Annotated in this window: 23 protein-coding genes; 9 read left to right on the forward strand and 14 right to left on the reverse strand. The window is 66.4% G+C overall.

All coding sequences use genetic code 11. The features are described 5' to 3' along the window. Window positions 1-49 precede the first annotated feature (49 nt). Window positions 50-2,809 carry a bifunctional diguanylate cyclase/phosphodiesterase gene (locus AC5P56_RS09685; RefSeq protein WP_134808847.1) on the forward strand — a complete coding sequence of 920 codons (2,760 nt, stop codon included), beginning with the start codon at window positions 50-52 and terminating at the stop codon, window positions 2,807-2,809. A 124-nt stretch (window positions 2,810-2,933) separates the two neighbouring features. Here the strand turns inward: AC5P56_RS09685 and AC5P56_RS09690 are convergent, their stop codons facing one another. The 7 genes from AC5P56_RS09690 to AC5P56_RS09720 all read right to left on the reverse strand — a co-directional run bounded on the left by AC5P56_RS09690 (window position 2,934) and on the right by AC5P56_RS09720 (window position 7,917). Further along, window positions 2,934-3,440: a hypothetical protein gene (locus AC5P56_RS09690; RefSeq protein WP_111206874.1), complete on the reverse strand. Its 507-nt coding sequence runs from the start codon at window positions 3,438-3,440 to the stop codon at window positions 2,934-2,936. Window positions 3,441-3,507: 67 nt separating this feature from the next. Then, on the reverse strand, window positions 3,508-3,723 hold the full coding sequence (locus AC5P56_RS09695; RefSeq protein ID WP_014647074.1) for a hypothetical protein: 216 nt from the start codon (window positions 3,721-3,723) through the stop codon (window positions 3,508-3,510). A 98-nt stretch (window positions 3,724-3,821) separates the two neighbouring features. After that, complete coding sequence (locus AC5P56_RS09700) at window positions 3,822-5,012, reverse strand: methyl-accepting chemotaxis protein (protein ID WP_005416472.1); 1,191 nt, start codon at window positions 5,010-5,012, stop codon at window positions 3,822-3,824. Between the two features lie 218 nt (window positions 5,013-5,230). Beyond that, window positions 5,231-5,845 carry a high frequency lysogenization protein HflD gene (gene hflD / locus AC5P56_RS09705; RefSeq protein ID WP_049439883.1) on the reverse strand — a complete coding sequence of 205 codons (615 nt, stop codon included), beginning with the start codon at window positions 5,843-5,845 and terminating at the stop codon, window positions 5,231-5,233. Continuing rightward, on the reverse strand, window positions 5,842-6,984 hold the full coding sequence (gene mnmA, locus AC5P56_RS09710; RefSeq protein WP_049403980.1) for a tRNA 2-thiouridine(34) synthase MnmA: 1,143 nt from the start codon (window positions 6,982-6,984) through the stop codon (window positions 5,842-5,844). Before mnmA ends, hflD begins: the two co-directional genes overlap by 4 nt. After that, window positions 6,981-7,442, reverse strand: a complete 462-nt coding sequence (locus AC5P56_RS09715; protein WP_014647078.1) for an NUDIX hydrolase — start codon at window positions 7,440-7,442, stop codon at window positions 6,981-6,983. The genes mnmA and AC5P56_RS09715 overlap by 4 nt, the downstream gene beginning before the upstream one ends. Window position 7,443: 1 nt before the next feature. Further along, window positions 7,444-7,917 carry a hypothetical protein gene (locus AC5P56_RS09720; RefSeq protein ID WP_014647079.1) on the reverse strand — a complete coding sequence of 158 codons (474 nt, stop codon included), beginning with the start codon at window positions 7,915-7,917 and terminating at the stop codon, window positions 7,444-7,446. Between the two features lie 112 nt (window positions 7,918-8,029). On the opposite strand from AC5P56_RS09720, the gene clpS reads away from it, so the two are divergent. Continuing rightward, entirely contained in the window at window positions 8,030-8,356 is a 327-nt protein-coding gene (gene clpS / locus AC5P56_RS09725) for an ATP-dependent Clp protease adapter ClpS (protein ID WP_005416477.1), read from the forward strand. A gap of 161 nt (window positions 8,357-8,517) precedes the next feature. Here clpS and AC5P56_RS09730 read toward each other — a convergent pair whose 3' ends face one another. Continuing rightward, window positions 8,518-9,330, reverse strand: a complete 813-nt coding sequence (locus AC5P56_RS09730; protein WP_495231561.1) for an APH(6) family putative aminoglycoside O-phosphotransferase — start codon at window positions 9,328-9,330, stop codon at window positions 8,518-8,520. A gap of 138 nt (window positions 9,331-9,468) precedes the next feature. Between AC5P56_RS09730 and clpA the strand changes: the two genes are divergently transcribed. Then, a complete protein-coding gene (gene clpA, locus AC5P56_RS09735; protein ID WP_014647082.1) occupies window positions 9,469-11,754 on the forward strand; it encodes an ATP-dependent Clp protease ATP-binding subunit ClpA in 2,286 nt (761 codons plus the stop codon). Window positions 11,755-11,826: 72 nt separating this feature from the next. On the opposite strand, the gene AC5P56_RS09740 is transcribed toward clpA, so the two are convergent. Beyond that, window positions 11,827-12,201 (reverse strand): hypothetical protein, encoded by a 375-nt coding sequence (locus AC5P56_RS09740; protein WP_141098667.1) that lies wholly within the window; start codon window positions 12,199-12,201, stop codon window positions 11,827-11,829. On the opposite strand from AC5P56_RS09740, the gene AC5P56_RS09745 reads away from it, so the two are divergent. Further along, a complete protein-coding gene (locus AC5P56_RS09745; protein ID WP_154344210.1) occupies window positions 12,194-12,355 on the forward strand; it encodes a hypothetical protein in 162 nt (53 codons plus the stop codon). The genes AC5P56_RS09740 and AC5P56_RS09745 overlap by 8 nt on opposite strands. Before the next feature lie 55 nt (window positions 12,356-12,410). On the opposite strand, the gene infA is transcribed toward AC5P56_RS09745, so the two are convergent. Next, a complete protein-coding gene (infA, locus tag AC5P56_RS09750) occupies window positions 12,411-12,629 on the reverse strand; it encodes a translation initiation factor IF-1 (RefSeq protein ID WP_005409596.1) in 219 nt (72 codons plus the stop codon). Window positions 12,630-12,715: 86 nt separating this feature from the next. Next, complete coding sequence (aat, locus tag AC5P56_RS09755; protein WP_014647084.1) at window positions 12,716-13,456, reverse strand: leucyl/phenylalanyl-tRNA--protein transferase; 741 nt, start codon at window positions 13,454-13,456, stop codon at window positions 12,716-12,718. Between the two features lie 72 nt (window positions 13,457-13,528). On the opposite strand from aat, the gene AC5P56_RS09760 reads away from it, so the two are divergent. Next, the gene (locus AC5P56_RS09760) at window positions 13,529-14,797 is read left to right on the forward strand and encodes a hypothetical protein (protein ID WP_049439875.1); all 1,269 of its coding nucleotides are present in this window, start codon (window positions 13,529-13,531) and stop codon (window positions 14,795-14,797) included. A gap of 90 nt (window positions 14,798-14,887) precedes the next feature. Here AC5P56_RS09760 and AC5P56_RS09765 read toward each other — a convergent pair whose 3' ends face one another. Continuing rightward, window positions 14,888-16,012: a GNAT family N-acetyltransferase gene (locus tag AC5P56_RS09765; protein ID WP_241886792.1), complete on the reverse strand. Its 1,125-nt coding sequence runs from the start codon at window positions 16,010-16,012 to the stop codon at window positions 14,888-14,890. Between the two features lie 193 nt (window positions 16,013-16,205). Here AC5P56_RS09765 and AC5P56_RS09770 point away from each other — a divergent pair, with 193 nt between their 5' ends. Beyond that, complete coding sequence (locus tag AC5P56_RS09770) at window positions 16,206-17,738, forward strand: N-acetylmuramoyl-L-alanine amidase family protein (RefSeq protein ID WP_241886793.1); 1,533 nt, start codon at window positions 16,206-16,208, stop codon at window positions 17,736-17,738. A 78-nt stretch (window positions 17,739-17,816) separates the two neighbouring features. Here the strand turns inward: AC5P56_RS09770 and trxB are convergent, their stop codons facing one another. Beyond that, a complete protein-coding gene (trxB, locus tag AC5P56_RS09775; protein ID WP_014647087.1) occupies window positions 17,817-18,788 on the reverse strand; it encodes a thioredoxin-disulfide reductase in 972 nt (323 codons plus the stop codon). Window positions 18,789-19,021: 233 nt separating this feature from the next. On the opposite strand from trxB, the gene AC5P56_RS09780 reads away from it, so the two are divergent. The 3 genes from AC5P56_RS09780 to lolA all read left to right on the forward strand — a co-directional run bounded on the left by AC5P56_RS09780 (window position 19,022) and on the right by lolA (window position 24,109). Next, window positions 19,022-21,382, forward strand: coding sequence for a DNA translocase FtsK (locus tag AC5P56_RS09780; protein WP_014647088.1), 2,361 nt, complete (start codon window positions 19,022-19,024; stop codon window positions 21,380-21,382). Between the two features lie 39 nt (window positions 21,383-21,421). After that, window positions 21,422-23,359: a DUF3857 domain-containing protein gene (locus AC5P56_RS09785; RefSeq protein WP_049439869.1), complete on the forward strand. Its 1,938-nt coding sequence runs from the start codon at window positions 21,422-21,424 to the stop codon at window positions 23,357-23,359. A 111-nt stretch (window positions 23,360-23,470) separates the two neighbouring features. Then, window positions 23,471-24,109 (forward strand): outer membrane lipoprotein periplasmic chaperone LolA, encoded by a 639-nt coding sequence (gene lolA / locus AC5P56_RS09790; RefSeq protein ID WP_005413289.1) that lies wholly within the window; start codon window positions 23,471-23,473, stop codon window positions 24,107-24,109. 311 nt (window positions 24,110-24,420) lie between these two features. Here the strand turns inward: lolA and AC5P56_RS09795 are convergent, their stop codons facing one another. Next, the gene (locus AC5P56_RS09795; protein WP_495231562.1) at window positions 24,421-25,593 is read right to left on the reverse strand and encodes a hypothetical protein; all 1,173 of its coding nucleotides are present in this window, start codon (window positions 25,591-25,593) and stop codon (window positions 24,421-24,423) included. Window positions 25,594-25,757: the final 164 nt, after the last annotated feature.

The following is a 25,757-nucleotide window of genomic DNA, read 5'->3' on the forward strand; positions in this document are numbered from 1 at the left end:
TAACCACTGCGTGCCCCGCTGACGGGCGTGTCATCCGGAGCAAGATCGCGTGGACCAAGGGATCATCGCCAGCCTGCTGCAGCACCCGCTTGCGTCGGCGCTGGTCATCGTCGACCGTGCCGGGCGCCCGCTGGCGGCCAATCCGGCCGCGCGCGAGCATGGCCTGCCGGCCACCGTGGCGGCCTATGCGCCGATGCTGGAAGATCTGCGCCTGATGGCCGCCGATGGTGGCATCGTCGCCTGCACGCTGCCGGGCGGCCCGCGGGGGCACTACGACGGTCACCTGCGTGCGGTGCACGACGGTGCCGGCAACCTGCTGGCGTTCACCCTGAGCATTCCCGAGCCGGTGCCGGTCGATGCGGGCGGGCGCTGGGAGCTGGCACTGGACAGCGCCGGCCACAGCCTGTGGGACTGGGACATCCCCAGTGACCGGGTGGCGCGCACGCCGGCGCTGGGCGACGAGACCGCCACTGAATTGCTGTCTCGCGTGCACGGCGAGGACATCGCCCAGGTGCGCGCCGCGCTCGACGAGCACCTGCGCGGGCACAGCGAGCAGTACAGCGCACAGTTCCGTTTCCGCCAGGCCGATGGCCAGTGGCGTTGGGTGCTCGATCGCGGCCGCGTGGTCGCTCGCACCGCCGATGGCCAGCCCCTGCGCATGGTCGGCACGCATACCGATATCGAGCAGCAGAAGCAGCTCGAATCGCTGCTGCAGGAACAGCAGCTGCACCTGAGCGAGGCCCAGCGCATCGCCAGCATGGGCAGCTGGTCGTTTGATCCCAACAGCGGGCATTTCTGGTGGTCGCCGGAACTGCGTTCGCTTCTGGCACTGGAGCAGGGCGCCGTTCCGGGCCAGCGGCGGTGGCTGAAGCAGCTGCATCCACGCTCCCGCGGCGCGCTGCGCGCGGCATGGCGGCGGTTGTGGCGCGATGGCCGCGCTGCCAACCTCGAGCTGGAGCTGACCCGCGGCCATGAGCCTTCGCAGCACCTGCGGCTATGGATGCAGCCGCTGCTGGACATGGACGGGCAACCCAAGCGCCTGCTCGGCCAGGTACAGAACATCACCGAACAGCACCAGACCGATGCGTTGATCCGCTGGCGCACCGAACTGCTGAACCGGGTCTCCGCGCTGGGCCGCATCGGCGGCTGCGAGATCGAAGTGCAGACCCGCAGCATGCAATGGACCGAGGAGTGCTACCGCATCCATGGCCTGCGCAAGGAACCGATCACCCTCGACCAGGCGCTGGCGCTGTACACGGAGGACTCGCGCAACGCGTTCGAGGCGGCGCTCGCCCGTATCGCCAACGGCGGCCTGCCCGAGCAGCTGGACCTGTGCTTCTACCGCCAGTCCGGCCTGCGCGTCTGGGTGCAGGTGCTGATCGAACTGGACCGCCGTGACGGCCTGCCGCCGCGGTTCGTTGTCCTGTTCCGTGACATCACCCGCGAGCGCGAAGCCAACGAACGCATCGAACTGCTGGCCCACTACGACCTGCTGACCGGCCTGCCCAATCGCGTACTGCTCGGCGAACAGACCGCCGAAGCCATCGAGGAAGCACGCGACCGCGGAACCTCGCTGGCCATGCTGTTCATCGACCTGGACGGCTTCAAGACCATCAACGACAGCTTCGGCCACGCCACCGGCGATGCGCTGCTGAAGGCCGCAGCCACCCGCCTGCACCAGAACCTGCGCAACAACGACCTGTTCGGCCGCTTCAGTGGCGATGAGTTCATCGTGGTGCTGCGCGACCTGGCCGAGCCGGAAGATGCCGGTCATGTCGCCCGCAAGCTGATTGCCTCGCTGGCTGAGCCGCTGCGCCGTGGCGAGACCACGTTGAAAGTCGGCGCCAGCGTCGGCATCGCGATGCTGGGCGATGCGCAGACCGATTTCGACTCACTGCTGCGCGCGGCCGACGCCGCGATGTATGCGGCCAAGGAAGCCGGGCGCAACACCTACCAGTACTACAGCCAGGACGCCCTGGCCCGCATCCAGCGCCGGCTGGACGTCGAGCATGCCCTGCATGGGGCGATCGAGCGCGACGAGTTCAGCCTGGCCTACCAGCCGCTGCTGCACGCCCACCACGGCGAGCCACCGGCGATCGAGGCACTGTTGCGCTGGCACCGCCCCGGCATCGGCTACTGCAGCCCGGCCGAGTTCATTCCCATTGCCGAAAAGTGCGGCGAGATCGTGCGCATCGGCGACTGGGTGCTGAACGAGGCCTGCCGCCAGGCGACCGCCTGGGACCGTGCCGGACTGCACTTTGATCGCATCGCGGTCAACGTGTCGGCGGTGCAGCTGCGTGATCGCGGCTTCGCCGAGCGCGTGATCGAGATCTGCCATGCCCATGGCTGGCCGCCGCAACGGCTGGAACTGGAGCTGACCGAGTCGGCGCTGATCCGTGATACCGACATCCTGCGCCATTGCTTCGACGTGCTGGAACGGCATGGCGTGCCGCTGGCGGTGGATGACTTCGGCACCGGCTTCTCCAACCTCAATTACCTCAATCGCTTCCCGGTGGGGCGCCTGAAGATCGACCGCAGTTTCGTGCAGGGCATGCTGCATGATTCGGGCACGGCCGAAGTCACCCAGGCCATCGTCCACCTGGGCCACGCGCTGGGCATGAAGGTGGTGGCCGAAGGCGTGGAAACCCACCAGGAAGAAGACATGCTGCGCCGCCAGGGCTGCGACGAGATCCAGGGCTACCTGTACTCGCGCCCGCTCAGCCCGCGTGATCTGGCGCAGTGGCTGCGCCAGCAGCGCCCGGCGCCAATGCGCACCGACGCCAGCGGCGAAGCGGTGCTGGTGCGCTGAGGGTCTGCGCTGGCGGATGCCGGCGCGGTGTGGCCTGACTCTGGTGCGCCCAGCCCTGGTGGGTGCCGACCGTTGGCCGGCACGGATGCCCTGGCGCTCGCGATCATCCACGCATGGCGTGGAACTACCTGGGAAACTCCGCCTTCAACTGCATGCGCAGGGCCTCGACGATGGCCGCATAGCGCCGCTTCTGGACCAGGTAGCTGGCCAGGAACAGCGGCAGCACCAGCAGCATCGGTGCCACCATCGGGCGCATCGCCACCAGTGGCAACAGCAGCAGTGACAGGATTGCCACGAACCAGCTGCACAGGCCGATCACCCGCACCTCGTGCCGTCGCGCGTTGAGAACGATGCGTCCACGCATCACCGGGAAGTAGCGCAGGCCGAAGCTCGGTGCGAAGCTCTCGCGGAACGCCATGCTGCCATCGGGCAGCGCATGGAAGGCCAGTCGCAGCCACTTGTCCTGCGGCAGGTCACGTTCCAGGCTGCCCAGCGAGAGCCGGGCCTGCATGGCCGGTGACGCCGCGATGCGTTCGTTGAACAGGGTGATGCCCCAGCTGAAATAGCCGGCCACCCAGGCCATCAGAAGGACGGCTTCGAACAGGAGCACTGCGATCAGGGCGATGGCCATCGGTCTTCCATGAACGGGACCGGTGGATCATGCCATGCGGGACGGCCCATCCACGCAGGACGTGGATCTACTTCAGGGCTTCGCCATCCAGGCCCAGGTCCCATGCCAGGCCCAGCAGTTCATCGTCGGCTCGGGAGGGGGTGGGGCGCGCATCGGCCAGCTGCTGCAGTTCGAGCAGTTCCTCGCGGGCCACGTCTTCCAGCCGCTGCAGCTGCTCACGCACGCTCGCGTTGCGCGGGCGCTCGGTGTCGGTGAGGGCGGGCAGGGCGCGGATCAGGGTCATGGTGCGCGTACAGGATGCATCCAATGGCAGGTTACAGGCAAAGGCCCCGGACGAACCGGGGCCTTGCGGGCTGCCGGCGAGGGCAGCGGACATCAGGATCAGAACAGCTCGACGGTGCCGGCGCCCATGCTCTGCTGGGCGACGGGCTTGTGCGGCGGGCGTTCCCATTCGCTGCGCAGCTCGCGCAGGCGGTTGCCGGTGCGCTGCAGCGCGGTGGCAATCTCTTCGTCGAACACGCCGCCATTGCGGTGCAGCAGTTCCTGCAGGGCCACCGCTTCGCGGTTGATGGCAGTCAGGCGGTCCAGGTGGGTGTGCACGCCGCCCAGCGCCTGGGTGGCGATGTCTTCGAACTGCAGGGCACGCACGGCTTCGGCCACGCTGCCATCGATCGCACGGGCGCACTCGGACACTTCGCGCATGCCGTCGCCCAGCGAGGCGTTGATCTGCGCGACGTTGTCGAGCATCGCTGCCGCTTCCTGGCGGGCTTCGCGGGAGCGGTCCATATCGCGCGAGGCCATGTGCGAGACCGTCTCGCGCACCTTGGCAATGGCGTCCTTGGAGCTGTGCGCCAGCTTGCGGATCTGCTCGTTGAAGGTGGTCGAGCGCTCGGACAGGTTGCGCACTTCGTCGGCGACCACGGCGAAGCCACGACCGGCTTCACCGGCGCGCGCCGCTTCGATGGCCGCGTTCAGCGCCAGAAGGTTGGTCTGGTCGGCGATCGACTTGACGTCTTCCAGCAGCGCGAAGATGCCATCCAGGTGCTGCGCCATCTGGTCGATGTGCTGCACGGTGGTGCTGCTCTGGCCGCTCACCTGCTCCAGCGCTTCCACCAGCTGTTCCATGCGGTGGCTGGCGTGCTGGGCGAAACGGGCAACGTCGAGGCCGGCATTGCCTTCATCACCGGCGCGGTCGACGATGCGCGACAGGGCCTGGCTCTGCTGGCGCGACTTGCGGTTCATGGCATCGAAGCTGCCGCCCAGGCTGGAGACGGCCTGGCGGATCAGGTCACGGGCGCGTTCCACTTCGCCACGCGAACCGTCGATCTCGTTGCCGACGAAGTTGCGCAGCTCGGTCAGCAGCTGGTCCTGTTCGCGCAGGACACGGGCGTGCTCGGGGGAACGATGTGCCTGGGCGCGGGTGGTCCACCACGCAAAGCCGAGCCAGCTCAGCGTCATCGTGGTCAGGATCGCCCAGCGCAGGGCGGCCGGCCATTCGAAACCGATGGCGAAGGGGAGCAGCAGGGTCAGAGCCAGGGGGGCGGCCAGACGGATGAAAATGCGTGAGTACATGGACGTTCTCGGGAGGTGCACGGAGGATGTATCGGCCGTACCCCCTTTCTCTTTAACGTCGATGTGCCTCGAAGTGCATTCTGAATGCGCCGGTTTTCCGGCGCCTTGGCGGCCTCGGGGTCAGAGCCCTTTCCGTGCCGGAAAGGGATCCGACCCCTTGGGCAGGCGCAACGGGGTCGGATCCCTTTTCCATGGAAAAGGGCTCTGACCCCACACCCTCAGGCCAGCAGGCGGTCCACGGCCTCGATCATCGCCTTGCGGCTGAACAGGAAGTCCCAGTAGCTGCCGCCCAGCTGGCGCCACAACACCGCCGAACGCACCGCGGCCAGCAGCAGGGCACGGATCTCCGCCACCACGCCGGCCTGGCCCAGGTAGTGCGGGTTGCCCTGCACCATCACCCGCGGTTTCAGGTGGCTGATGGTGTCGGCATACAGGCCGCCGAGGTTGGCCAGTACGTCCGGGTGGCCACTGTCGCCCAGTTCGGTGGCCTGGCGCTGGGCGCGCTCGATGCCCGAGGCGACCTTGTTCACGGTCGCCCCATCCTGCACGAAGCGGCGCTCCAGCTGCAGCACCGACAGGGCCAGCTTGGGCAGCATCGGGTCCTGGCCCTGGCTGCGGAAGTAGTTGTGCAGCAGGCGCAGGCCGGACTTCAGTGCATGACGGTCACCGAACACCGCCTGCGGCGAGGACGCATCCACGCGGAACACGCTGTCCACGGCGGTGCGCACGGCGGCGGCGTCGGAATGGCCGGTATCGGCGATGCGGCGCACCTGCTGCAGGGCCTGGGCAATGCCGGCCAAGGCCAGGACGCGGTCGTCGACAGTGAAACTCATGCAGCGATTACCTCAAAAGGGGAGGGGGTGGTGCGCAGGCGTTGTTCCAGCGGCGCATCGGTGGCGGCGATCACCGCGCCGCCCAGGCACACATCACCGTCATACAGCACCAGCGATTGACCGGGGGTAACGGCACGCTGCGGGCGCGCAAAGGTGACCAGCACGCTGCCATCGTCCAGCACCTGGACCGTACACGGCTCGTCGGGCTGGCGGTAGCGGGTCTGGGCGGTGCATTCGAAGCGCCGTGCCGGCGGTGAGCCGGCGATCCAGTGCGCGGTTTCCGAACGCAGGCGGTCGGACAGCATCCACTTGCTGTCGCGGTCCTGGTCCACGTACAGCACGTTGCTGGCCACATCCTTGCCAACCACGTACCACGGCGCGGCCGGGCGGCCACGCACGCCGCCGATGTTCAGGCCCTCGCGCTGGCCCAGGGTGAAATAGAACACGCCCGGGTGTTCGGCAATCACGCTGCCGTCGGCCGGGTCGAGGATCTGGCCGGGCTTGGCCGGCAGGTAGCGGCCGAGGAATTCGCGGAAGTCGCGCTCGCCGATGAAACAGATGCCGGTGGAGTCCTTCTTGGCGTGGGTCGGCAGGCCGACGTCGCGCGCGATCCGGCGCAGGTCGCTCTTTTCCAGGTCGCCGATCGGGAACAGGGTGGCTGCCAGCTGTTCCTGGCCCAGTTGATGCAGGAAGTAGCTCTGGTCCTTGGATCGATCGGCGCCGCGCAGCAGCAGCCACTGGTGGCCGCGCTGGGTCACCCGTGCGTAATGGCCGGTGGCGATGCGCTCGGCGCCCAGCTCGCGGGCGGCGTCCAGGAAATGCTTGAACTTCACTTCACGGTTGCACAGCACGTCCGGGTTCGGGGTGCGGCCGGCCGCGTACTCGGCCAGGAAGTGCTCGAACACGCCCTGCCAGTACTCGCTGGAGAAGTCCCGGAAGTGGAACGGGATGCCCAGCAGGCCGCACACGGCCACCGCGTCGCGACGGTCATCCTCGGCACGGCAATCACCGCTGCCATCGTCGGCCCAGTTCTGCATGAACAGGCCGGCCACGGCCTCGCCCTGCTGTACCAGGCGCCAGGCGGCGACCGAGGAATCGACGCCGCCGGAGACGCCCACCATCACACGCGGAGTGCTCATGCGACCTCCCGGACCAGCGAAAGCGGGTGGCGCTGGCCACCCAGGTAATCCGCCACCACCTGCCACACCAGCGGGCTGCGCTGGCGCTCGCCGGCGGCCTGCAGCTCGGCCGGGGTCAGCCACAGCGCGCGGTCGATGCCGGTGTCCAGCGGCTGCGCCGGATCGTGCGAAACCGGGCGCGCCGCGTAGCAGAAGCGCAGGAAGGCCGTGCCGTCGCCGGCAGTCCACTGGTAGCAGCCGATGAAGTGGGTCAGCTGCACCGTCCAGCCGGTTTCCTCGCGGGTCTCGCGCAGGGCGGCCTCGGCCAGGCTTTCGCCCGGCTCGAGGTGGCCGGCCGGCTGGTTCAGCACCTGGCGGCCGTCAATGGTCTCCTCGACCAGCAGCACGCGGCCGCCGTCGATCACCACGGTGGCAACGGTGGCGTGCGGTGCCCAGCGCGGGTCCGGCGTGGCGTTCAACTCAGAACTCGTCCTTCTTGGTCAGTTCCAGCTCCATCGCGTCGGCGGTGCGGATGGCCGCATCGATGGCGTCGCTGAGCTGGTCGGCGGTGGCATCGGCGTCGATCTTCACCACGAACATGGCGGTGGTGTCCTGCTTTACCCAGCCGCCCATCTTGGCGTCCTGCGAATCTTCCAGCAGGCGGTTGGCCACGGCCACCGGGAACTGCTTGGTCTTGGCGCTGTAGGCCGGCGACCAGATCTCGCGGATGTTGTGGCTGCCGAAGTCTTCCACCGCCGAGCGCACGTAGACCATCTGGGTGCGGTCACCCTCGACGTCGAAGACCATGCGGTAGTCGCCATCCTCGTCGACCTCGTAGGTGTAACCCAGCTTGTCCAGGTGGCGGGCCACGGACTTGTCGGCCTGGGGCGCGGCGGTGGCAGCACCGGCAGCGGCCAGGGTGATCAGCAGGGCGGGCAGAAGGGTCCTTTTCATGAAGATCCTGTGAAGCAGTGTTGAAAGAAGCTGCAATTGTGACGTTGGGCGTGCGTGCCGTCCAATCTGCGGCGAGCCGACGCAGGCGCGGTGCAACCTCTATAATGGATGGATGCCCCATGAGTCCTCCCCCGATTCCCAGCACGAGCACGGCGTTGCCGTGGAGCCCGCGCGCCCGGAAGTGGCGCCGCCGCCGTTCTACCAGGTGATGCTGCTCAACGACGACTACACCCCGATGGATTTCGTGGTGGATGTACTGCAGCAGTTCTTCAGCATGGACCTGGACAAGGCCACGCAGGTGATGCTGCACGTCCATACCCGCGGCCGCGGGGTCTGCGGCGTGTTCACCCGCGAGGTCGCCGAGACCAAGGTTGCCCAGGTCAACGAGTATTCGCGGATGAACCAGCATCCGCTGCTGTGCACGATGGAAAAGGCCTGACCGGCTGCCGATCCTCGTCCGGGTACATCGACTCCGGACACGGCGTGCCCACCAAGGTGGGCACCTACCAAGGCAGAAGCCTGTAGAGCCGAGCCCATGCTCGGCTGCTTTTCGTCCCGGCGCAATGATCCCGGATGGAGTGCGCCCACCACGCGCGGAGGTCACGCCTCCGCCAACGCCTCCAGCGCCATCCGCGCCACCGCCTCGTCGATGTCGGCGGGGTCGCCATCGTCCCGGAACCACACCGCCGACAGCGCAGTGCTGGCCGCGATCCAGCGCAGCAGGCGCGTGCGTTCCAGGCCGGCCAGTGCGCTTACCTGTTGCAGCCGGGCGGCAAACCGCTCGGGCCGGGTGGCCACATGGATGCCCGGGCCACAGAGGTCCGGGTTGCTGAACATCGTCGTGTAGTCGAACGCGCGGTCGCCCAGCAGCCGCTTCGGGTCGATCGCCAGCCAGCCACGCGCGCCGAAATCCAGCACGTTGTCGTGGTGCAGGTCGCCGTGCAGCGGCCGGATCTCGTGTTCTTCCCGCAACACCCGCTCCGCCAGTGATCTGCACTGTTCCAGCAGTGGCGGCAGCGCGGCCCTTGGCTGCAGCAGGTCGGCGAACCATGTACGCAGGCAGACCAGTTCCGCTGGCGGCGCGCTCCGTGGCCGGTGCAGCTGCCGCAGGACCTGGCACAGGATCGTGGTACAGGCATCATCGTCGCCCTCGATCGAACGTTGCCGCAGCGAATCGCCGTCTGCACGCTCGATCAGGATCGCCGGCCCCTCGTGGGCCAGCAGGCGGGCGGCACCATCGCCGTCCCACCAGCGCAGCAGGCGATGGCCGTTCCGCTCCTCGGTTTCGCTGCTGACCTTCAGCATCGCCGGTTCGCCGTCGGCGGTCAGCACCGGCCAGAGCTGGGCGTGGGGCGTCTCGATGGCCGCGCCATCACGCCGCAATCGCCAGCGGCTCAGGTAGGGTTCGCTCATGCTGGGTGGGCTGTCCTGGAGTGAATGAAGATCAAGCGATCTGCACTGCTAACGCCATCTGAACGCAGCAATCCGCTAGGGTGATGGAAATCGCGTAGTCAGGCCGCATATTGTCCCCATCTGCCGCCGGAGTAATCCATGTTCAGCAAAGACCTCGAACACACCATCGGCCAGTGCTACAAGCGCGCCCGTGAGGCCCGGCATGAATTCATGACGGTCGAACACCTGCTGTTGGCACTGCTCGACAACCCGTCCGCCCAGGCCGTACTGAAGGCCTGTGGTGCCGACGCCGAACGCCTGCGCCAGGAGCTGGAGCAGGCCATCGAGGCTTCCGTGTCCCGCCTGGCCGAAGATGACGGCCGTGATACCCAGCCGACCCTGGGCTTCCAGCGCGTGCTGCAGCGGGCCGTGTACCACGTGCAGTCCTCGGGCAAGAAGGAGGTCACCGGCGCCAACGTGCTGGTCGCCATCTTCGGCGAAAAGGACTCCCATGCCGTCTATTACCTCAACCAGCAGGACGTGACCCGTCTGGACGTGGTCAATTACCTGTCCCATGGCATCGCCAAGCTGGGCGAGGAAGGCGAGCAGCCGTCCTCCTCCTCCGATGGCGAAGGCCGCATCGAAGGCGGGGAGGGCGAGCCGAAGGGTGATGCCCTGACCGAGTTCGCCAGCAACCTCAACGAACAGGCGCGGTCCGGCCGCATCGATCCGCTGGTCGGCCGTGCCGACGAGATCGAGCGCACCATCCAGGTCCTGTGCCGCCGCCGCAAGAACAACCCGCTGTACGTGGGCGAGGCCGGCGTGGGCAAGACCGCGATTGCCGAGGGCCTGGCCCGCCGCATCGTCGAGGGCTCGGTGCCCGACGTGCTGGCCGACGCGGTGATCTACTCGCTCGACCTGGGCGCGCTGGTGGCTGGCACCAAGTACCGCGGCGACTTCGAGAAGCGCCTGAAGAGCGTGCTGACCGCACTGAAGAAGGTCCCCAATGCGGTGCTCTTCATCGACGAGATCCATACCATCATCGGTGCCGGTTCGGCCTCGGGTGGCACCATGGATGCGTCCAACCTGATCAAGCCGGCGCTGGCCTCCGGCGAGCTGCGCTGCATCGGCTCGACCACCTTCCAGGAGTACCGCGGCATCTTCGAGAAGGACCGGGCGCTGGCCCGCCGCTTCCAGAAGATCGACATCGTCGAGCCGACCGTGGGCGAGACCTACGAGATCCTGCAGGGCCTGAAGTCCAAGTACGAGCTGCACCACGGCGTGACCTATTCGGACGAAGCGCTGCAGGCGGCGGTGGATCTGTCGGTGAAGCACATCGGCGACCGCCTGCTTCCGGACAAGGCCATCGACGTGATCGACGAGGCCGGTGCCCGCCAGCGGCTGCTGCCGGAAGGCCAGCGCAAGGAGCTGATCGACGTCGAGGAAGTGGAGGCGATCGTGGCCAAGATGGCGCGCATCCCGACCAAGCAGGTCAGTGCCACCGACAAGGATGTGCTGCAGCACCTGGAGCGCAACCTGAAGATGGTGATCTTCGGCCAGGACCCGGCCATCGAGACGCTGTCCTCGGCGATCAAGCTGGCCCGCTCGGGCCTGGGCAATCCGGAAAAGCCGATCGGCAACTTCCTGTTCGCCGGCCCGACCGGTGTCGGCAAGACCGAGGTGACCAAGCAGCTGGCGCTGCAGCTGGGCATCGAGCTGGTCCGCTTCGACATGTCCGAGTACATGGAGCCGCATTCGATCAGCCGCCTGATCGGTGCCCCTCCGGGCTATGTCGGCTTCGACCAGGGCGGCCTGCTGACCGAAAAGATCGTCAAGACGCCGCACTGCGTGCTGCTGCTGGACGAAATCGAAAAGGCGCACCCGGATATCTTCAACATCCTGTTGCAGGTGATGGACCGCGGCGTGCTGACCGATACCAACGGGCGTGAGGCCAACTTCAAGAACGTGGTGCTGGTGATGACCACCAATGCCGGCGCGGCGCAGGCCTCGCGGCGCTCGATCGGCTTCACCAAGCAGGACCATGCCACCGACGCGATGGAGACCATCCGCCGTAGCTTCACCCCGGAATTCCGCAACCGCCTCGATGCGGTGGTGCAGTTCCAGGCGCTGGGCTTCGAGCACATCCTGCGCGTGGTCGACAAGTTCCTGATCGAGCTGGAGATGCTGCTGCAGGACAAGCACGTCAGCCTGTCGGCCACGCCGACCGCGCGCGACTGGCTGGCCCACCACGGCTTCGACCCGCTGATGGGTGCGCGCCCGATGGCCCGCGTGATCCAGGACAAGATCAAGCGTCCTCTGGCCGACGAGCTGCTGTTCGGCAAGCTGGTCAACGGCGGCAAGGTGAACATCGATGTCCGCGACGACGAGCTGGTCGTCGAGACCCAGGCCGAGCCGGAGCGCCTGCTGCCGGTCACGGTGGAGTGAACTGACGCCGGGCGTGGCCCGGCGGACCTGAAATGACAAGGGCGGCTTCGGCCGCCCTTGTCATATGCGCCATCAACGGCCGCGCTGGCGGGCCTTCTTCTGGAAGGTGGCTTCGTCGATCGGTTCGATCTGCGCCACCCGGCAGTGGTCGGCATCGGTGCGCAGCTGGCTGCGGCCGGCGCTGCACAGCAGGCCCTGCTGGCCTTCGGTGATGAAGCTCAGTTTCCGCGAGTAGCCGGCAGTGGAGCAGTCGTTCTGGAAATGCACCACATAGTGGTCCTGGCCATTGCGCAGCAGGATGTTCCGCGAAACGCCGGCGCGCACGATCTGCTGGTCGCTGCCCAGCTGGATGCAGTCACTGGCCGTGGAGGGGGGCTCGGCGGCGCGCACAGGCGATGCGCTGGCGGACGTGGCAACGGCGACGAGCAGGGCGGTCAACGTGAGCATGTTCATGGCGAGGCAGGGGAATGGCGATCCGGACTGGATCGGGTCCCACGATGCCGCCACGGATGAAGATGCGAATCTGCCGCAAGCAGGGCTGACCGACGCCACGGTGCGTTCGGTCACGATGACCTCCGGCAGGGCCGGATTGCAGGCATGACAAAAGGCCAGCAACCAGGGCTGGCCTTGTCGAAGTGGCGCAACGCGCCGACCGCTTACTTCATGCGGTAGGTGATACGACCCTTGGTCAGGTCGTACGGGGTCATTTCAACCTTGACCCGGTCACCGGTGAGGATGCGGATGTAGTTCTTGCGCATGCGGCCGGAAATGTGGGCGATGATTTCGTGCCCATTTTCCAGGCGAACGCGGAAAGTGGTGTTCGGCAGCGTCTCGCTGACGGTGCCCTCGAACTCGATGGAATCGTCTTTCGACATGTAGTCCTGTGCGGTTCAGAAAACGGCCACGCTGGGCCTAAGGCGCAGTATTTTACGCGTGACCGGCCCAGCTTGCAAAGTTTGTGTTAACCCCCGGCCAAACGCTGTGCCGGCAGGCGTCCGACCGCCTGCGTCCACGGGCCTTCACGGCCGTCATGGCGCACCGCGTGGCGGACGTGCTGCAGGAACGCCGCGCGCGGCAGGTGCTCGGCGCCCATCCGCAGCAGGTGCGGATTCTCCACCTGGGCATCGATCAGCGCCCAGCCCCAGCCGTGAAGCGTGGATGCCAGCGCGGCCAGGGCGATCTTGGAGCCGCCGCTGGCGCCACTGAACATGCTCTCGCCGAAGAACATCGTCCCGATGGCCACCCCGTAGATGCCGCCGACCAGCGTCTGCCGGTCCCAGACCTCGAAGGAGTGGGCAAAGCCGAGGTCATGCAGCTGGCTGTAGGCCTCGACCATGTCGGGGCTGATCCAGGTGCCGTCCTGGCCGGGCCGCGGTGCCGCCGCACAGGCGCGCATCACCCGGCTGAAGGCGGTGTCGGCGGTGACCTCCCATGTGCTGCCGCGCAACTGGCGCCGGAAGCGGCTGGACAGATGCACGCCATCGGTACGGAACACCATGCGCGGGTCGGGCGACCACCACAGGATCGGCTCGCCCTCGCTGAACCATGGAAAGATGCCGCCCGCATACGCGTTGAGCAGGCGCGCCGGATGCAGGTCGCCGCCCACGGCGAGCAGGCCGTCGGGCTGGCGCAGAGCGGTCTCGGCCGGCGGGAAGGGGGCGTCCGGCGCGTCGGCCAGGCGCCAGGGCAGCTGGCGGGTCATGCCGGCATTGTATTCGCCGTGGTGATGGATGATGTCTGGCACCATCACGCTTCACCGGCAAGGAGCCTGCGAATGAGCGACCCGATCTCAGCCATCCTCGACCTGCATGACACCCCGCGCACGCGCAACGACAGCCAGGGCATGCTGCTGTCGCTGGCCACCGAGCATCCGCACCAGCTGGGTGAGTTGATGCTGCAGGCCATGGCGCGTCGCTCGCCGGGCTCGGCCTTCCTCGATATGGCGCTGGACCTGCTGCCGGACGAGGCGGTGCCCGCAGTCGCGGCCGAGGCCTGGCGCCGCTATCGCGAGGGCGAGCGAGGTGAACTGCTGGCCAGCGTGATGGAGTTCGCCAGCTACCAGGCGCCGCAGGTGCTGCAAGACGATTGGGAGGCGTTGCTGGTGGTGGCCCATGAGGATGAGGTGCAGTTGGCCTCGCAGGTCTGGCGGGGCTTGCCCGGCGCGATTGCCGCGCACTGGGCGCAGTTGCTGGCCGAGGCCGGGGACGATCGGGAGATGGTGCGCGCGAGGGTGCTGCTGCTCGCTGCTCAGCCCGAAACCTATGCCGTTGCCCGGGGCTACCTCGTCGACTGGGGCCAGCTGGATGCCGACATCTGGGCGCACTGGGCTGGCGTGGCCAACGGTCCGCGGCCGCGTCGCCTGCACGGCGAGAAGCCGCTGCACATCCGCTTCGGCCGTGAGCAGCACCGCGCGCAGTTGGCCGACGAGCCAAGCTGGCGCAAGCGCATCTGGCACCTGCACCCGACCTGGAATGGCGGACAGGTGCAGCACGCCGGCCACATGGGCGGACCGCTGGAAGCGCTGTGTGGCAGCTGCCATGCGCCGCTGCAGCGCCTGCTGCGAACCGATGCTGCCGCGCTGCAGCCGGGCGCGGCGGGTGAGATCACGCTGGGCCTGTGCCTGGACTGCTGCGGTTGGGAAGATCCGCCTGTGCGTTTCTATCGCCACGATGCTGCCGGCCTGCCCAGCTGCCACCCCAGCCAGCGTCTGGAGGTGCCGGCCACGCCGACCGACAGCGGTGATCTGATGCAGGCCGAGGTGGGTCTGGCCGCCATGGACGGTGCGCGCTGGCAGCAACAGGACTGGGGCCAGTCCAACCATCGGCAGAACCTGTCGCGTGTGGGCGGCGCGCCCAGCTGGGTGCAGAGCGCCTGGTATCCGGCATGCATCGACTGTGGCGAGGAGATGCCCTTCGTGATGCAGCTCGATTCGACGCTGCCGACCACGGGTGAGGGCACCCTGCTGTGGGGCAGCGGCGGCATGCTCTATACGTTCTGGTGCGCGACGTGCCGGGTGAGCGGACACTTCTGGCAGTGCACCTGAGCCTGGCGCGCGCCATTGCTCTGGCAGACGCCAACGTTGTCCCCGCCCAATGCACTGGTGGGTGCCAACCTTGGTTGGCACGCCTTCCCGCTACGGCTCTACGCGGAACGGCCCATGCCCCTGCAGCTCCTGCTGGTAGCGCCGCACATCGCGCCGTTCCTGCCGGCACCAGTCCTGCAACGCCTCGGCGAACTCCGGATCGGCTACCCAGTGCCGGCTGCGCACCAGTGTAGGCAGGAAGCCGCGCGCCAGCTTGTGCTCGCCCTGTGCGCCGGGTTCGAAACGGCTCAGGCCTTCGCGCAGGCAGTACTCGATGCCCTGGTAGTAACAGGCTTCGAAGTGCAGGCCGGGCAGGGCGGCGCCGCCCCAGTAGCGGCCGTACAGCGTGTCACCGCCGCGCAGGCACAGCGCGCCGGCAATCGGCTGGCCTTCCTGCTCGGCCAGGAACAGCACCAGCCCGCGTCCCAATGAAATGGCCAGATGGCGCAGGAAGGGCTCGGTCAGCGCCGGGGCATTGCCGTATTCCAGGAAGGTCTGCAGGTAGAAGCGGTACATCGCCTGCAGGTCGGCGCGACTGGCCTCGTCGCCGTGCACCACGCGGAAGCTGATGCCCTGGCGGGTGACCTTGGCCCGTTCCTGGCGGATGTTCTTGCGGTGCTTGTGGTTCATCGCGCCGAGGAGCTGGTCGAATGTCGCCCAGTCACCCGGGTTCTGCCACTGGAACTGCACGTCCTCGCGCAGCAGCCAGTCATCGCCGAACAGCGCTTCGTCCGCTGCGGTGTGGAAGTTGATATGGGCCGATGACACCTCCAGTGCCGGCAGTGCATCGCGCAACGCCGACAGCAGCGTAGTGCGCTCTGAATCGTGACGGGCCAGCAGGCGCGGCCCGGTGACCGGCGAGTACGGCACCGCGCCCAGCCACTTCGGGTAGTAGTCGCGGCCATGGCGGGCATAGGCATTGGCCCAGGCGTGATCGAACACGAATTCGCCGTGGGAGTTGGTCTTCAGGTAGCCCGGAATTGCGCCGATCAGGCGCTCGCCCTCCCACAGCGTGAAGTGCCGGGGTTGCCAGCCCCAGTCCTCGCGCAGGCAGCCGTGCTCTTCCAGGCCTGAGAGGAAGGCGTGGCTGATAAACGGATTCTGGCCGTCGTGCAGGGCATCCCAGTCGGTGGCGGGAATGGACTGAAGGGAGTGGAGGAAGCGGGTGGAGGGCATGGTTGGCAAGGATAGGCCAGGTGGATCGCGAACGGTGTTGGCGGAGCTGGGTTGGTTTGTTTCGGTTGGAGGTGAGGAAAATTTGAATTCTCCATCCGTGTGCGCTGTGTTGCGGAATCGCCGTCGCGCGGCTGGGCAGGGTGGCGGGACGCCGCATGAGCGGCGTGTGTCCCACCACATGGAGGAATCAACAATGAAGGGATTGAAGCTTGCAACTGCCGCGGTCGCGTGCGGCCTGATCTTTGTGCCGCCCGTGTTGGCTTCTGGAGATCAGCCGGCGAAAGTGCTTGAGGATGCAGGTGCTCACGCGGAGGCGGTTGCGCTGTTGGAGCGTGAAGCTTCGAACCAGCTGACGCGTCATTTGCAGGAGAGGGGTGAACTGCGACAAATCAGCGTCAGCATCCGTCTGGATGTGAAGGCAAGATCGATGGTGATCAGCTTTGGGCCTGGATACCTTCCCGGCCCGGATCGCGGTTATGACGAGCTCTTCCTGATTCCGATGGCGTCTACGTTGAGGTACTACGCCGAGAAGTCGGGACTGGATGTGAATGATATTGACTTCCTGTTTGACGGAAAAACCCTTGAGGAATACTACCCCGAGGATCTGGCCGTTCCGCCGAAGACGAACGAGAAGTCGACGCATACATCAGCTTTGGTGTCAGCAAGCCATGGCTACATCAGCTTGCATCCCAGCAGAGAATGGAAGTTTCAGCGCCCAGCGCCTCTCGGCATTCAGGAAGACACGCTGAGTCCACTGTTTGGTGACGAACTGCAAGGATTGATCGAACAACGTAGCGGTTTGACGGTGCACCGGGCACGCAGCCGCTCCACGGAACTCCATCCGGAGTCCGGGAAGCCATGGGAGCACATGTCATCCCGCTACCACCTCAAGGCGCTTTTCCCCGAACGCACCGACATGTGGAATGAGTTTCCGAACAGCCCAGAGTCTGCTCGCGAAAAGGAAGAGGACATACGGGCTCGCCCCAACTACGCAAACCATCTGGGTGTGGATGTGATGCTGAGCCTGCACACCAATGGCAGCGATTCAGCCAGTCTGCGTGGAACCGAGGTCTACTATCATCAGGACAAACCGCAGGACAAGGCGCTGGCGGATAGCATTCTCTGTGGGATGCGTGAAATCATCCGAGCGCAACCGGGCTATCGGGATTTCCCGATTCGCGAGAGTTCGACCTCGGCCAGGCACGGCGAGAACCGCATCGGGAAGATGCCCTCGGTGATCATCGAAACCGCCTACCACTCCAATCCTGACGATGTGGCCGCCTTGCAGGACCCCGTCTTCCGCTCGGCGTCGATGAAAGGGGTGGAGAAGGGCTATCGCCTGTGGGCAACAGGAAAGACGTGTGAGCCGCTGTCCGGGCAGCCGATCGCAGATGTCGACGTTCCATCCGGCGACTCGCGCGAGGTGGACGTGGCGTTTGCGGGCCATCCGCAATTCCCGATCAGCCTGATCACCCGCAATACGCTGTGCCCATCAGGGTGGAACTGCAGCGGACGGACGGTGGTCATCGATTCGCCTGACCAGCCCAGCAGGATGCAACTCAGCTGCGGTCGCGACAGCGTGGGGACGCTCGGCTGGGAGACGCATGTGTTGGATGCGGATGGGGTCAAGTCGCAGCCCGTGCCTCACACCGTTCGTTGTGTTCCCGGTGCGGCCGGCCCTGATCGAAATGGCTTGCCTGAGAATACGGCTGCCGCAGGGATGTAACGAGAAAGGCCGACGCTTTCGCGTCGGCCTTTCTCCTGAGTCGAGCATGGCTCGACTCTACAGAGCATAATCAGCGCTTCAGCTGGCCTTGCCCTGCGCGTCCAGATAGCGCTCGGCGTCCAGAGCGGCCATGCAGCCGAAGCCGGCCGAGGTGATCGCCTGGCGGTAGTGCTGGTCGGCCACGTCGCCGGCGGCGAACACGCCTTCCACCGAGGTCTGGGTAGCGTTGCCGCCCAGGCCCGAACGGATTTCCAGGTAGCCGTTGTTCATCGCCAGCTGGCCGTCGAACAGGGTGGTGTTCGGGTGGTGGCCGATGGCCACGAAGAAGCCGTGGGCATCGATGTCGCGGGTGCCGCCGTCCAGGGTGGACTTCACGCGCACGCCGGTCACGCCGGCGTCGTTGCCCAGCACTTCCTCCACCTGGTGGTGCCAGACGGTCTCGATCTTGCCTTCGGCCACCTTCCTGAACAGCTTGTCCTGCATGATCTTCTCCGCCTTCAGGGTGTCGCGGCGGTGGACCAGGTAGACCTTGCGGGCGATGTTGGACAGGTACAGGGCCTCTTCCACCGCGGTGTTGCCGCCGCCGACCACGACCACGTCCTGGTCGCGGTAGAAGAAGCCGTCACAGGTGGCACAGGCGGACACGCCGCGGCCCTTGAACTCGTCTTCGGTCGGGATGCCCAGGTACTTGGCGGTGGCGCCGGTGGCGATGATCAGCGCGTCGCAGGTGTACTCGTGGCTGTCGCCGATCAGCTTGAACGGGCGCTGCGACAGGTCGGCGGTGTGGATGTGGTCGAAGATGACCTCGGTCTCGAAGCGCTCGGCGTGGGCCTGCATGCGCGCCATCAGGTCCGGGCCCATCAGGCCGTGGGCGTCACCCGGCCAGTTGTCCACCTCGGTGGTGGTCATCAGCTGGCCGCCCTGCTGCAGGCCAGTGATGACGACCGGCTTCAGGTTGGCACGGGCGGCGTAGACGGCGGCGGTCCAGCCGGCCGGTCCGGAACCGAGGATGACGAGGCGCTGGTGGCGGGAGGGCAGGCTGGTGCTCATGTAGACTCGCGAAAAGGTAGATGGGACAAGGCGCTGGCGATGTTTGCGCAGCATCCGTGGCTGGTCATAGAGTGGCGGCTGGGGCAGGGCGATTCAAGCCGATGAACAGAACGCCGTCATCCAGCGGTGGTTTCGGCCCTGTCCGGGCCCGGTCAGAAGTCGCATAACTGAAAACTGACGCCGTCTCATTTATTATCAATCACTAACAGCGCATTCCAAAGGTATGGTCTAAGGTGGCGAAGCAGGTCCCTGAACGCTCCAAGTCGGACGACAGCAAGGCGTCACGTCGCACGGCCGCGGCGGCGACGACCGACAATCCACGCCGCCAGCGCCTCTGGCGCGACCTGGGCCTGATCGCGATCGCGCCGGCCCTGCTCTATCTGGCGGCGAGTCTTTTCACCTATTCAGCGACGGATCCGGGCTGGTCGCACACCGGCAGCGTGGTCGCGCCGGTGCACAACCTCGGTGGTCGCGCGGGCGCCTGGATCGCCGACGTGCTGCTGCAGTTGTTCGGCTACATCGCCTTCCTGCTGCCGGTGGTGCTCGGTGCGCTGTCGTGGATTGCCATGTTCGGCCTCAAGCGCGAGAGCAAGGGCGAGAACGACCTGGACCCGGCGCTGCGCCTGGTCGGCCTGGTCGGATTCCTTATCGCCGGCACCGGCTTCCTGCATGTACGCCTGTTCAGCGGCGATGTCTCCAGCGCCGGCGGCATTCTCGGCAAGCTGGTTGGCAATTCGCTCACGGTGGGCTTCGGTGCGCTGGGCGCGAACCTGTTCGTGCTGGTGTTGCTGCTGGCCTCGATCACCCTGGCCACCGGGCTGTCCTGGTTCACGGTGATGGAAAAGATCGGCCGCGGCGTGATGTCGCTGGCACCGTTGCTGGCGCGCAAGAAGGAAGAAGTCACCGAGTGGCAGCAGACCCGGGTGATGCGCGAGGAGCGCCAGGAGGTGCGCAAGGCCGATGCCGAGGTCCGCGCCAAGCGCGAGCCGGTGAAGATCGAGCCGCGCCCGGAACCGGTGATCGAGAAGAGTGATCGGGCCAAGCGCGACACGCAGATCCCGATGTTCCGTGGCGTCAACGGCGACGGCTCGGACCTGCCGCCGTTGGCCCTGCTGGACGACCCCAAGCCGCAGCCGGTGGGCTACGACAAGGAAACCCTGGACGCGCTGTCACGGCAGATCGAGTTCAAGCTGAAGGATTTCCGCATCGACGCCCAGGTGGTCGGCGCCAACCCCGGCCCGGTTATCACCCGCTTCGAGATCGAGCCCGCGCCGGGCATCAAGGTCAGCCAGATCAGTTCGCTGGACAAGGACATCGCGCGCGGCCTGTCGGTGAAGTCGGTGCGCGTGGTCGACGTGATTCCGGGCAAGTCGGTGATCGGCCTGGAAATTCCCAACGTCACCCGCGAGATGATCTACCTGTCCGAGCTGTTGCGCTCGAAGGAATACGACAAGTCGGCCAGCGTGCTGACCCTGGCGCTGGGCAAGGACATTGCCGGGCGCTCGACCGTGGCCGATCTGGCGCGCATGCCGCACCTGCTGGTGGCCGGTACCACCGGTTCGGGCAAGTCGGTGGCGGTCAACGCGATGGTGCTGAGCCTGCTGTTCAAGGCCTCGCCGAAAGATCTGCGGATGCTGATGATCGACCCGAAGATGCTCGAGCTGAGCGTCTACCAGGGCATCCCGCACCTGCTGGCGCCGGTGGTCACCGACATGAAGGAGGCTGCCAACGGCCTGCGCTGGTGCGTGGCCGAGATGGAGCGCCGCTACAAGCTGATGAGCGCGGTGGGCGTGCGCAACCTGGCCGGCTTCAACAAGAAGGTGAAGGAAGCGCAGGATGCCGGCCAGCCGCTGATGGACCCGCTGTTCAAGCCGAACCCGGAGCTGGGCGAGGCGCCGCGTCCATTGGAGACGCTGCCGTTCATCGTCATCTTCATCGACGAATTCGCCGACATGATGATGATCGTCGGCAAGAAAGTGGAAGAGCTGATCGCGCGCCTGGCACAGAAAGCGCGTGCGGCGGGCATCCACCTGATCCTGGCCACGCAGCGCCCGTCGGTGGACGTGATCACGGGCTTGATCAAGGCCAACATCCCGACCCGTATCGCCTTCCAGGTCAGCTCCAAGATCGACTCGCGCACCATCCTCGACCAGTCCGGCGCGGAGACCCTGCTGGGCCACGGCGACATGCTGTACCTGCCGCCGGGCACCGCGCTGCCCGAGCGCGTGCATGGTGCGTTCGTGTCCGATGACGAAGTGCACCGCGTGGTCGAGCACCTCAAGGCGATGGGCCCGGCCGACTATATCGACGGGGTGCTGGACGAGGTGCAGACGATGGGCGACGGCGTGGTCGTCGGTGCCACCGGCCTGCCCGAGACCAGTGCGGCCGGCGACGAGTCCGACCCGCTGTATGACGAAGCGCTGCGGGTGGTCACCGAGACCCGCCGCGCCTCGATTTCCGGCGTGCAGCGCCGGCTCAAGATCGGCTACAACCGTGCAGCGCGACTGATCGAGGCCATGGAAGCGGCCGGCGTGGTCAGCCCGCCCGAGCACAACGGCGACCGCACGGTGCTGGCACCGCCGCCGCCGAAGTAAGGCCCGACGTATCCCCCACGACGTCCAAGGAACCGACGCATGCTTCACCCCGTACCAAGCGCGCTGGCGCTGGCAGCCTTCCTGGCTGCCGGCCCGGCACTGGCAGAAACCGCCACCTCCGCGCCCGCCACGGCGCCGCCTTCCACCAGCGGCGATACCGAAGCCAGCAATAATTTCAGCATTGTCCGTTACCGCGCCGACTACCAGGTGCGGCCGGATGCGGGCAATGTGCAGACCGAAACCTACGAAGTCCTGCTCAAGACCAAGGCTTCCGTCGAGCAGTTCAGCCAGGTGCGGCTGAGCTACAGCGAAAAGATGGAGACGCTGGAAGTGCTCGGTGCCTACACCATCACCGCCGATGGCCAGCGGCGCGACGTGCCGGCCGATCGCATCTACACCCAGGAGAGTTACTCCAGCGCCTCGGCGGCGATGTATGCCGACCGCAAGGTGCGGGTGATCGTGTTCCCGAACCTGGCCCCGGGCACGCGCCTGTACTACCAGGTGCGCCGCACCCAGGCCACGCCGTACTTCCCGGGCTATTTCGGCCTGTGGGAGACCTTCAACGTCTTCACCGAGTACGAAGACGCCGAGGTCACCCTGACTGCGCCGGCCAACCTGCCGATGTTCGTCGACAGCCGCGGCGTGCAGGGCAGCGATCGCCCGACGGTGAAGAACGGCCAGGCGCAGTGGCGCTGGCGCTACCAGCGGCGCGAAGCCATGCCGGCACAGAACTGGTCGGCGGCGGGCTGGGAGTTCGGCCCGAACATCATGGCCAGCACCTATCGTGACTGGTCGCAGATGGGACGCGCCTACCAACTCAAGGCCGGCCCGGCGGCCGACGTGACCCCGGCGCTGCAGGCGCTGGCTGATGAAATCACCGCTGGCATCAGCGACCGGCGCGAGCAGGCCGATGCGCTGTACCGCTGGGTGGCGCAGAACATCCGCTATGTGGCGGTGTACCTGGGCAATGGCGGCCTGGAGCCGAACAGCGCGCAGAGCATCCTCGACAACCACTATGGTGACTGCAAGGACCATGTGACGATCCTTGAGGCACTGCTGGCAGCCAAGGGCATCGCCAGCTCGCCGGTGCTGATCGGTGCCGGCGGTGGCCCGACGCTGCCGAAGATTCCGGTGCTGGGCCGCTTCAACCACGCCATCACCTACATCCCGGAATTCGATCTGTACCTTGATTCGACCACCGCGTGGGCCCGCTTCGGGCAGCTGCCGGAAGGCGACCTCGGCGCACCGGTGATGCGTACCCGCGACGCCTCGTTGGCGCGCACCCCGGCCAACACGCCAGAGCGCAACGCCACCTCGATGGAGGTGCGTTTCACCTTCGACTCCAACGGCAACCTGCGCGGCGAGACCATTCCGAAGCTTGGCGAGAACGCCGAGATCGGCATGCGCGCCCAGTTCTCCCAGCTCAACGCGCAGAACCGTGCGCGCGCCGAGGAGCAGATCATGGCCGCGTCCGGTTTCGACGGGCGAGGGCAGCTGCAGATCCAGGGCGTGCCGGTCGACCTGACCCGGCCGTTCGGCTATCGCATGGCCTTCCAGGCCGAGGACTACGCCGACTTCAGCGTGGCCGGCGGCATGGCCGTGCCGGATCCGCCGGGCGGCGAGTCGGTGCGTGGCCTGTACGCCACCGCTTCTGCGCCGGCCAACGAGACGCCGTTCTACTGCAATGCCAGCCTGCGCGAGGAAACCTATCGCCTGCAGTTCCCGGCCAATGCGCCGATCATCGCCATCCCGGCCAACCAGCGTTTCACCAACGCCGCTGGCGAGTACCGCGTGGACTGGAGCCGCGAGGGGCAGGACGTGATCGTGCGCCATCGCTTGCAGCAGAACGCGGTGCGTGGCCCGGAGGCGCTGTGCCAGCCGCAGGACTACACCGCGTTCCGCGCGTTGTATCGCGAAGTGCGGCGTGGCTTCCGTGGCCAGGTGCTGTACGGCAAGCTGCCGGGCTCGGGCGGCTGAATCGCCGATGGACGTTCAGGGCGGCATAATGTCGCCCTGATCGCCCATTCATCTTTTCCCGGGCACACTGGCAACCACCTTTCCTGGCGCCCGCGCCCACAGGATTCCCGCATGAACTTCCGCTTCCGTCGTTTCCTTGCCACCACCACCCTGGCCGTGGCCTGCGCCGCCGCCGGCAGCGCCTGGGCAGGCGCCCGCGATGACCTGAAGACCTTCACCAGTGGCCTGAAGGGCCTGGATGGCCAGTTCAGCCAGCAGGTGTTCGACAGCCGCGGCAAGGTGAAGGAATCGACCAGTGGCCGCGTGGCCCTGTCGGCGCCGCGCCTGTTCCGCTGGGAATACGTGCGCCCGCACGAGCAGTTGATCGTGGCCGACGGCAAGAAGGTCTGGATGTATGAGCCGGACCTGGAACAGGCCACCGTGCGCGAGCAGGGCAAGGAAGAGCAGAACAGCCCGCTGACCGCGCTGATCAACCCGGCGCTGCTGGAGCAGCAGTACGACGTCAGCGAAGAGGCCGCGCAGCGCGATGGCCTGCAGTGGCTGTCGCTGTCGCCGAAGCGCGAGACCGAAGCCAGCTTCCAGTATGCCGCGCTGGGCTTCAATGCCCAGGGCCTGGCCAAGATGGAAATCACCGACGCCGTCGGCCAGCGCACCGTGATCAGCTTCAGCGGCTGGAAGCGCAACCCGGGCTTTGCCGCCGGTACCTTCAGCTTCACCCCGCCGAAGGGCACCGACGTCATCGGTAATTGACCTGTGGGCGGAGGCGCCTTGGTGGGTGTCAACCTTGGTTGACATGCCTTTGATCTGCCGGCCAGCGGCCGGCACTACCGATCCTGTGGCCTGATCTGCCGGGCATGGCCTGGCCCTACCTGCTCTGGTGGGTGCCAACCGGGACCGCCTTGGTGGGTGTCAACCTTGGTTGACATGTTTTGATCTGCCGGCCAGCGGCCGGCACTACCGACCCTTGCGGCCTGATCCGCCGGGCAGGGTTCGGCGCTGCCGCAATCCGACCTGACCCGCTCTGGTGGGTGCCAACCTTGGTTGGCACGCGCTCGGCCAGCTCATCCGTTGTCCGGGTGAACGATCACCTGCCACGCGGTGCCATCAAATCGAATCAGGTCCCAGGGCGTCAGCACCCACAGCACGCTACCGACGGAACTGATATCAACAATCGTTGCATCTCTCAGTTCTTCGGGGATGCCTTCCAGCAACGGTTCAACTACGCCGGTTTCTAGACTGTAGACGTAGAGGCCGCCATTCTCCGAGCCGATGTAAACCTGTTGCTTGTACTGGCACGCAGAGTTGAAGTTGATGCCTTCGCCGACTTCGTGTTGGAGGCACTCGAATCCAGTGGAGATGTCGCCCGTAACGATGGTGCCGTGCATTCCTACAAGGACGAGGCGGCCCTGGTCGGTCCTGCAAGCATGAAGCAGCTCCGCAGTAGTGACTTGTTCGGGCACGGTCCAGCTCGAGCCATCCCAGTGCGCAATCAAGCCTTGGGAGCCGATTGCGTAGAGGTCAGCAAAGCCCGTTCCGCAGAGGTCGTTCACGCTGCCCACGCGGAACTCAGCGAGTAGCTGGTTGAATCGCTCATCCTCCCGGACATGGGTCATGTGGGCGCGCCAATCGGCGAATCTCCGGCGAAGCTCTGCGTCGCGTTCCATCGGATCTCGAGGAAGTGCGGGAGCATCGCCCAGTTCGAGCAGGTGGCCGAAATCTTCGAGCCAACTGTCGAAGTCATCCAGATCCGACTCGTCTTCGTCCTCCTCGCAGAAGGCAGTCGCGAATTGGGTTGGAAGCTGCCGCCATCCGCCGTCGCCCCGATGATAGATCTGTCCTCTTGGGCCCGCGCAGAAAAGGGCGTCGCCCAGCAGTCGCAAACGGGTAAGACCTCCGGGGAAGTCGGCGCCTTCCGCCGAGACGTACTCGATCGTGGCCCCAGCACGGGAGTAATCTTCCAGCTGCCCATAGAAATCAAGGGCAAGCACACGACGGGGGCGACCGCCTTCTTCCTCTGGGACAAGCTCTGTGGACATGACCTGGAAGTCCTGCAGGTCATGGTAGAACCACTCCTCTTTGGGGGTGCGGCCAAAGACGAACATGCGGGTGGGTGGGCCGGGATCCGGGTCGTAGTATTCATGCCCAGGGCCAAGGGCTGCAGCCAGATAGTAGATGTCCGCATCGACCGCGCAGCCAGCAATGAACTCAAAGACATTGGATTCGGGATCGCGCACGAATGGGTCCTGAATGGTTGAGTTCCAAATTCTCGGTTACTGATGAGGACACAAGGGCCCCGCGAAAGCATGCTCCATGTGAATCAGCGGCTTACCGGTGGATTGGCTGCGCCGGCTTCGGTTCATTTCCGACACATCGCGGGGCTGCCGGCCAGCGGCCGGCA

The sequence above is a fragment of the Stenotrophomonas sp. YJH_SMC_131 genome (genome assembly GCF_059367975.1).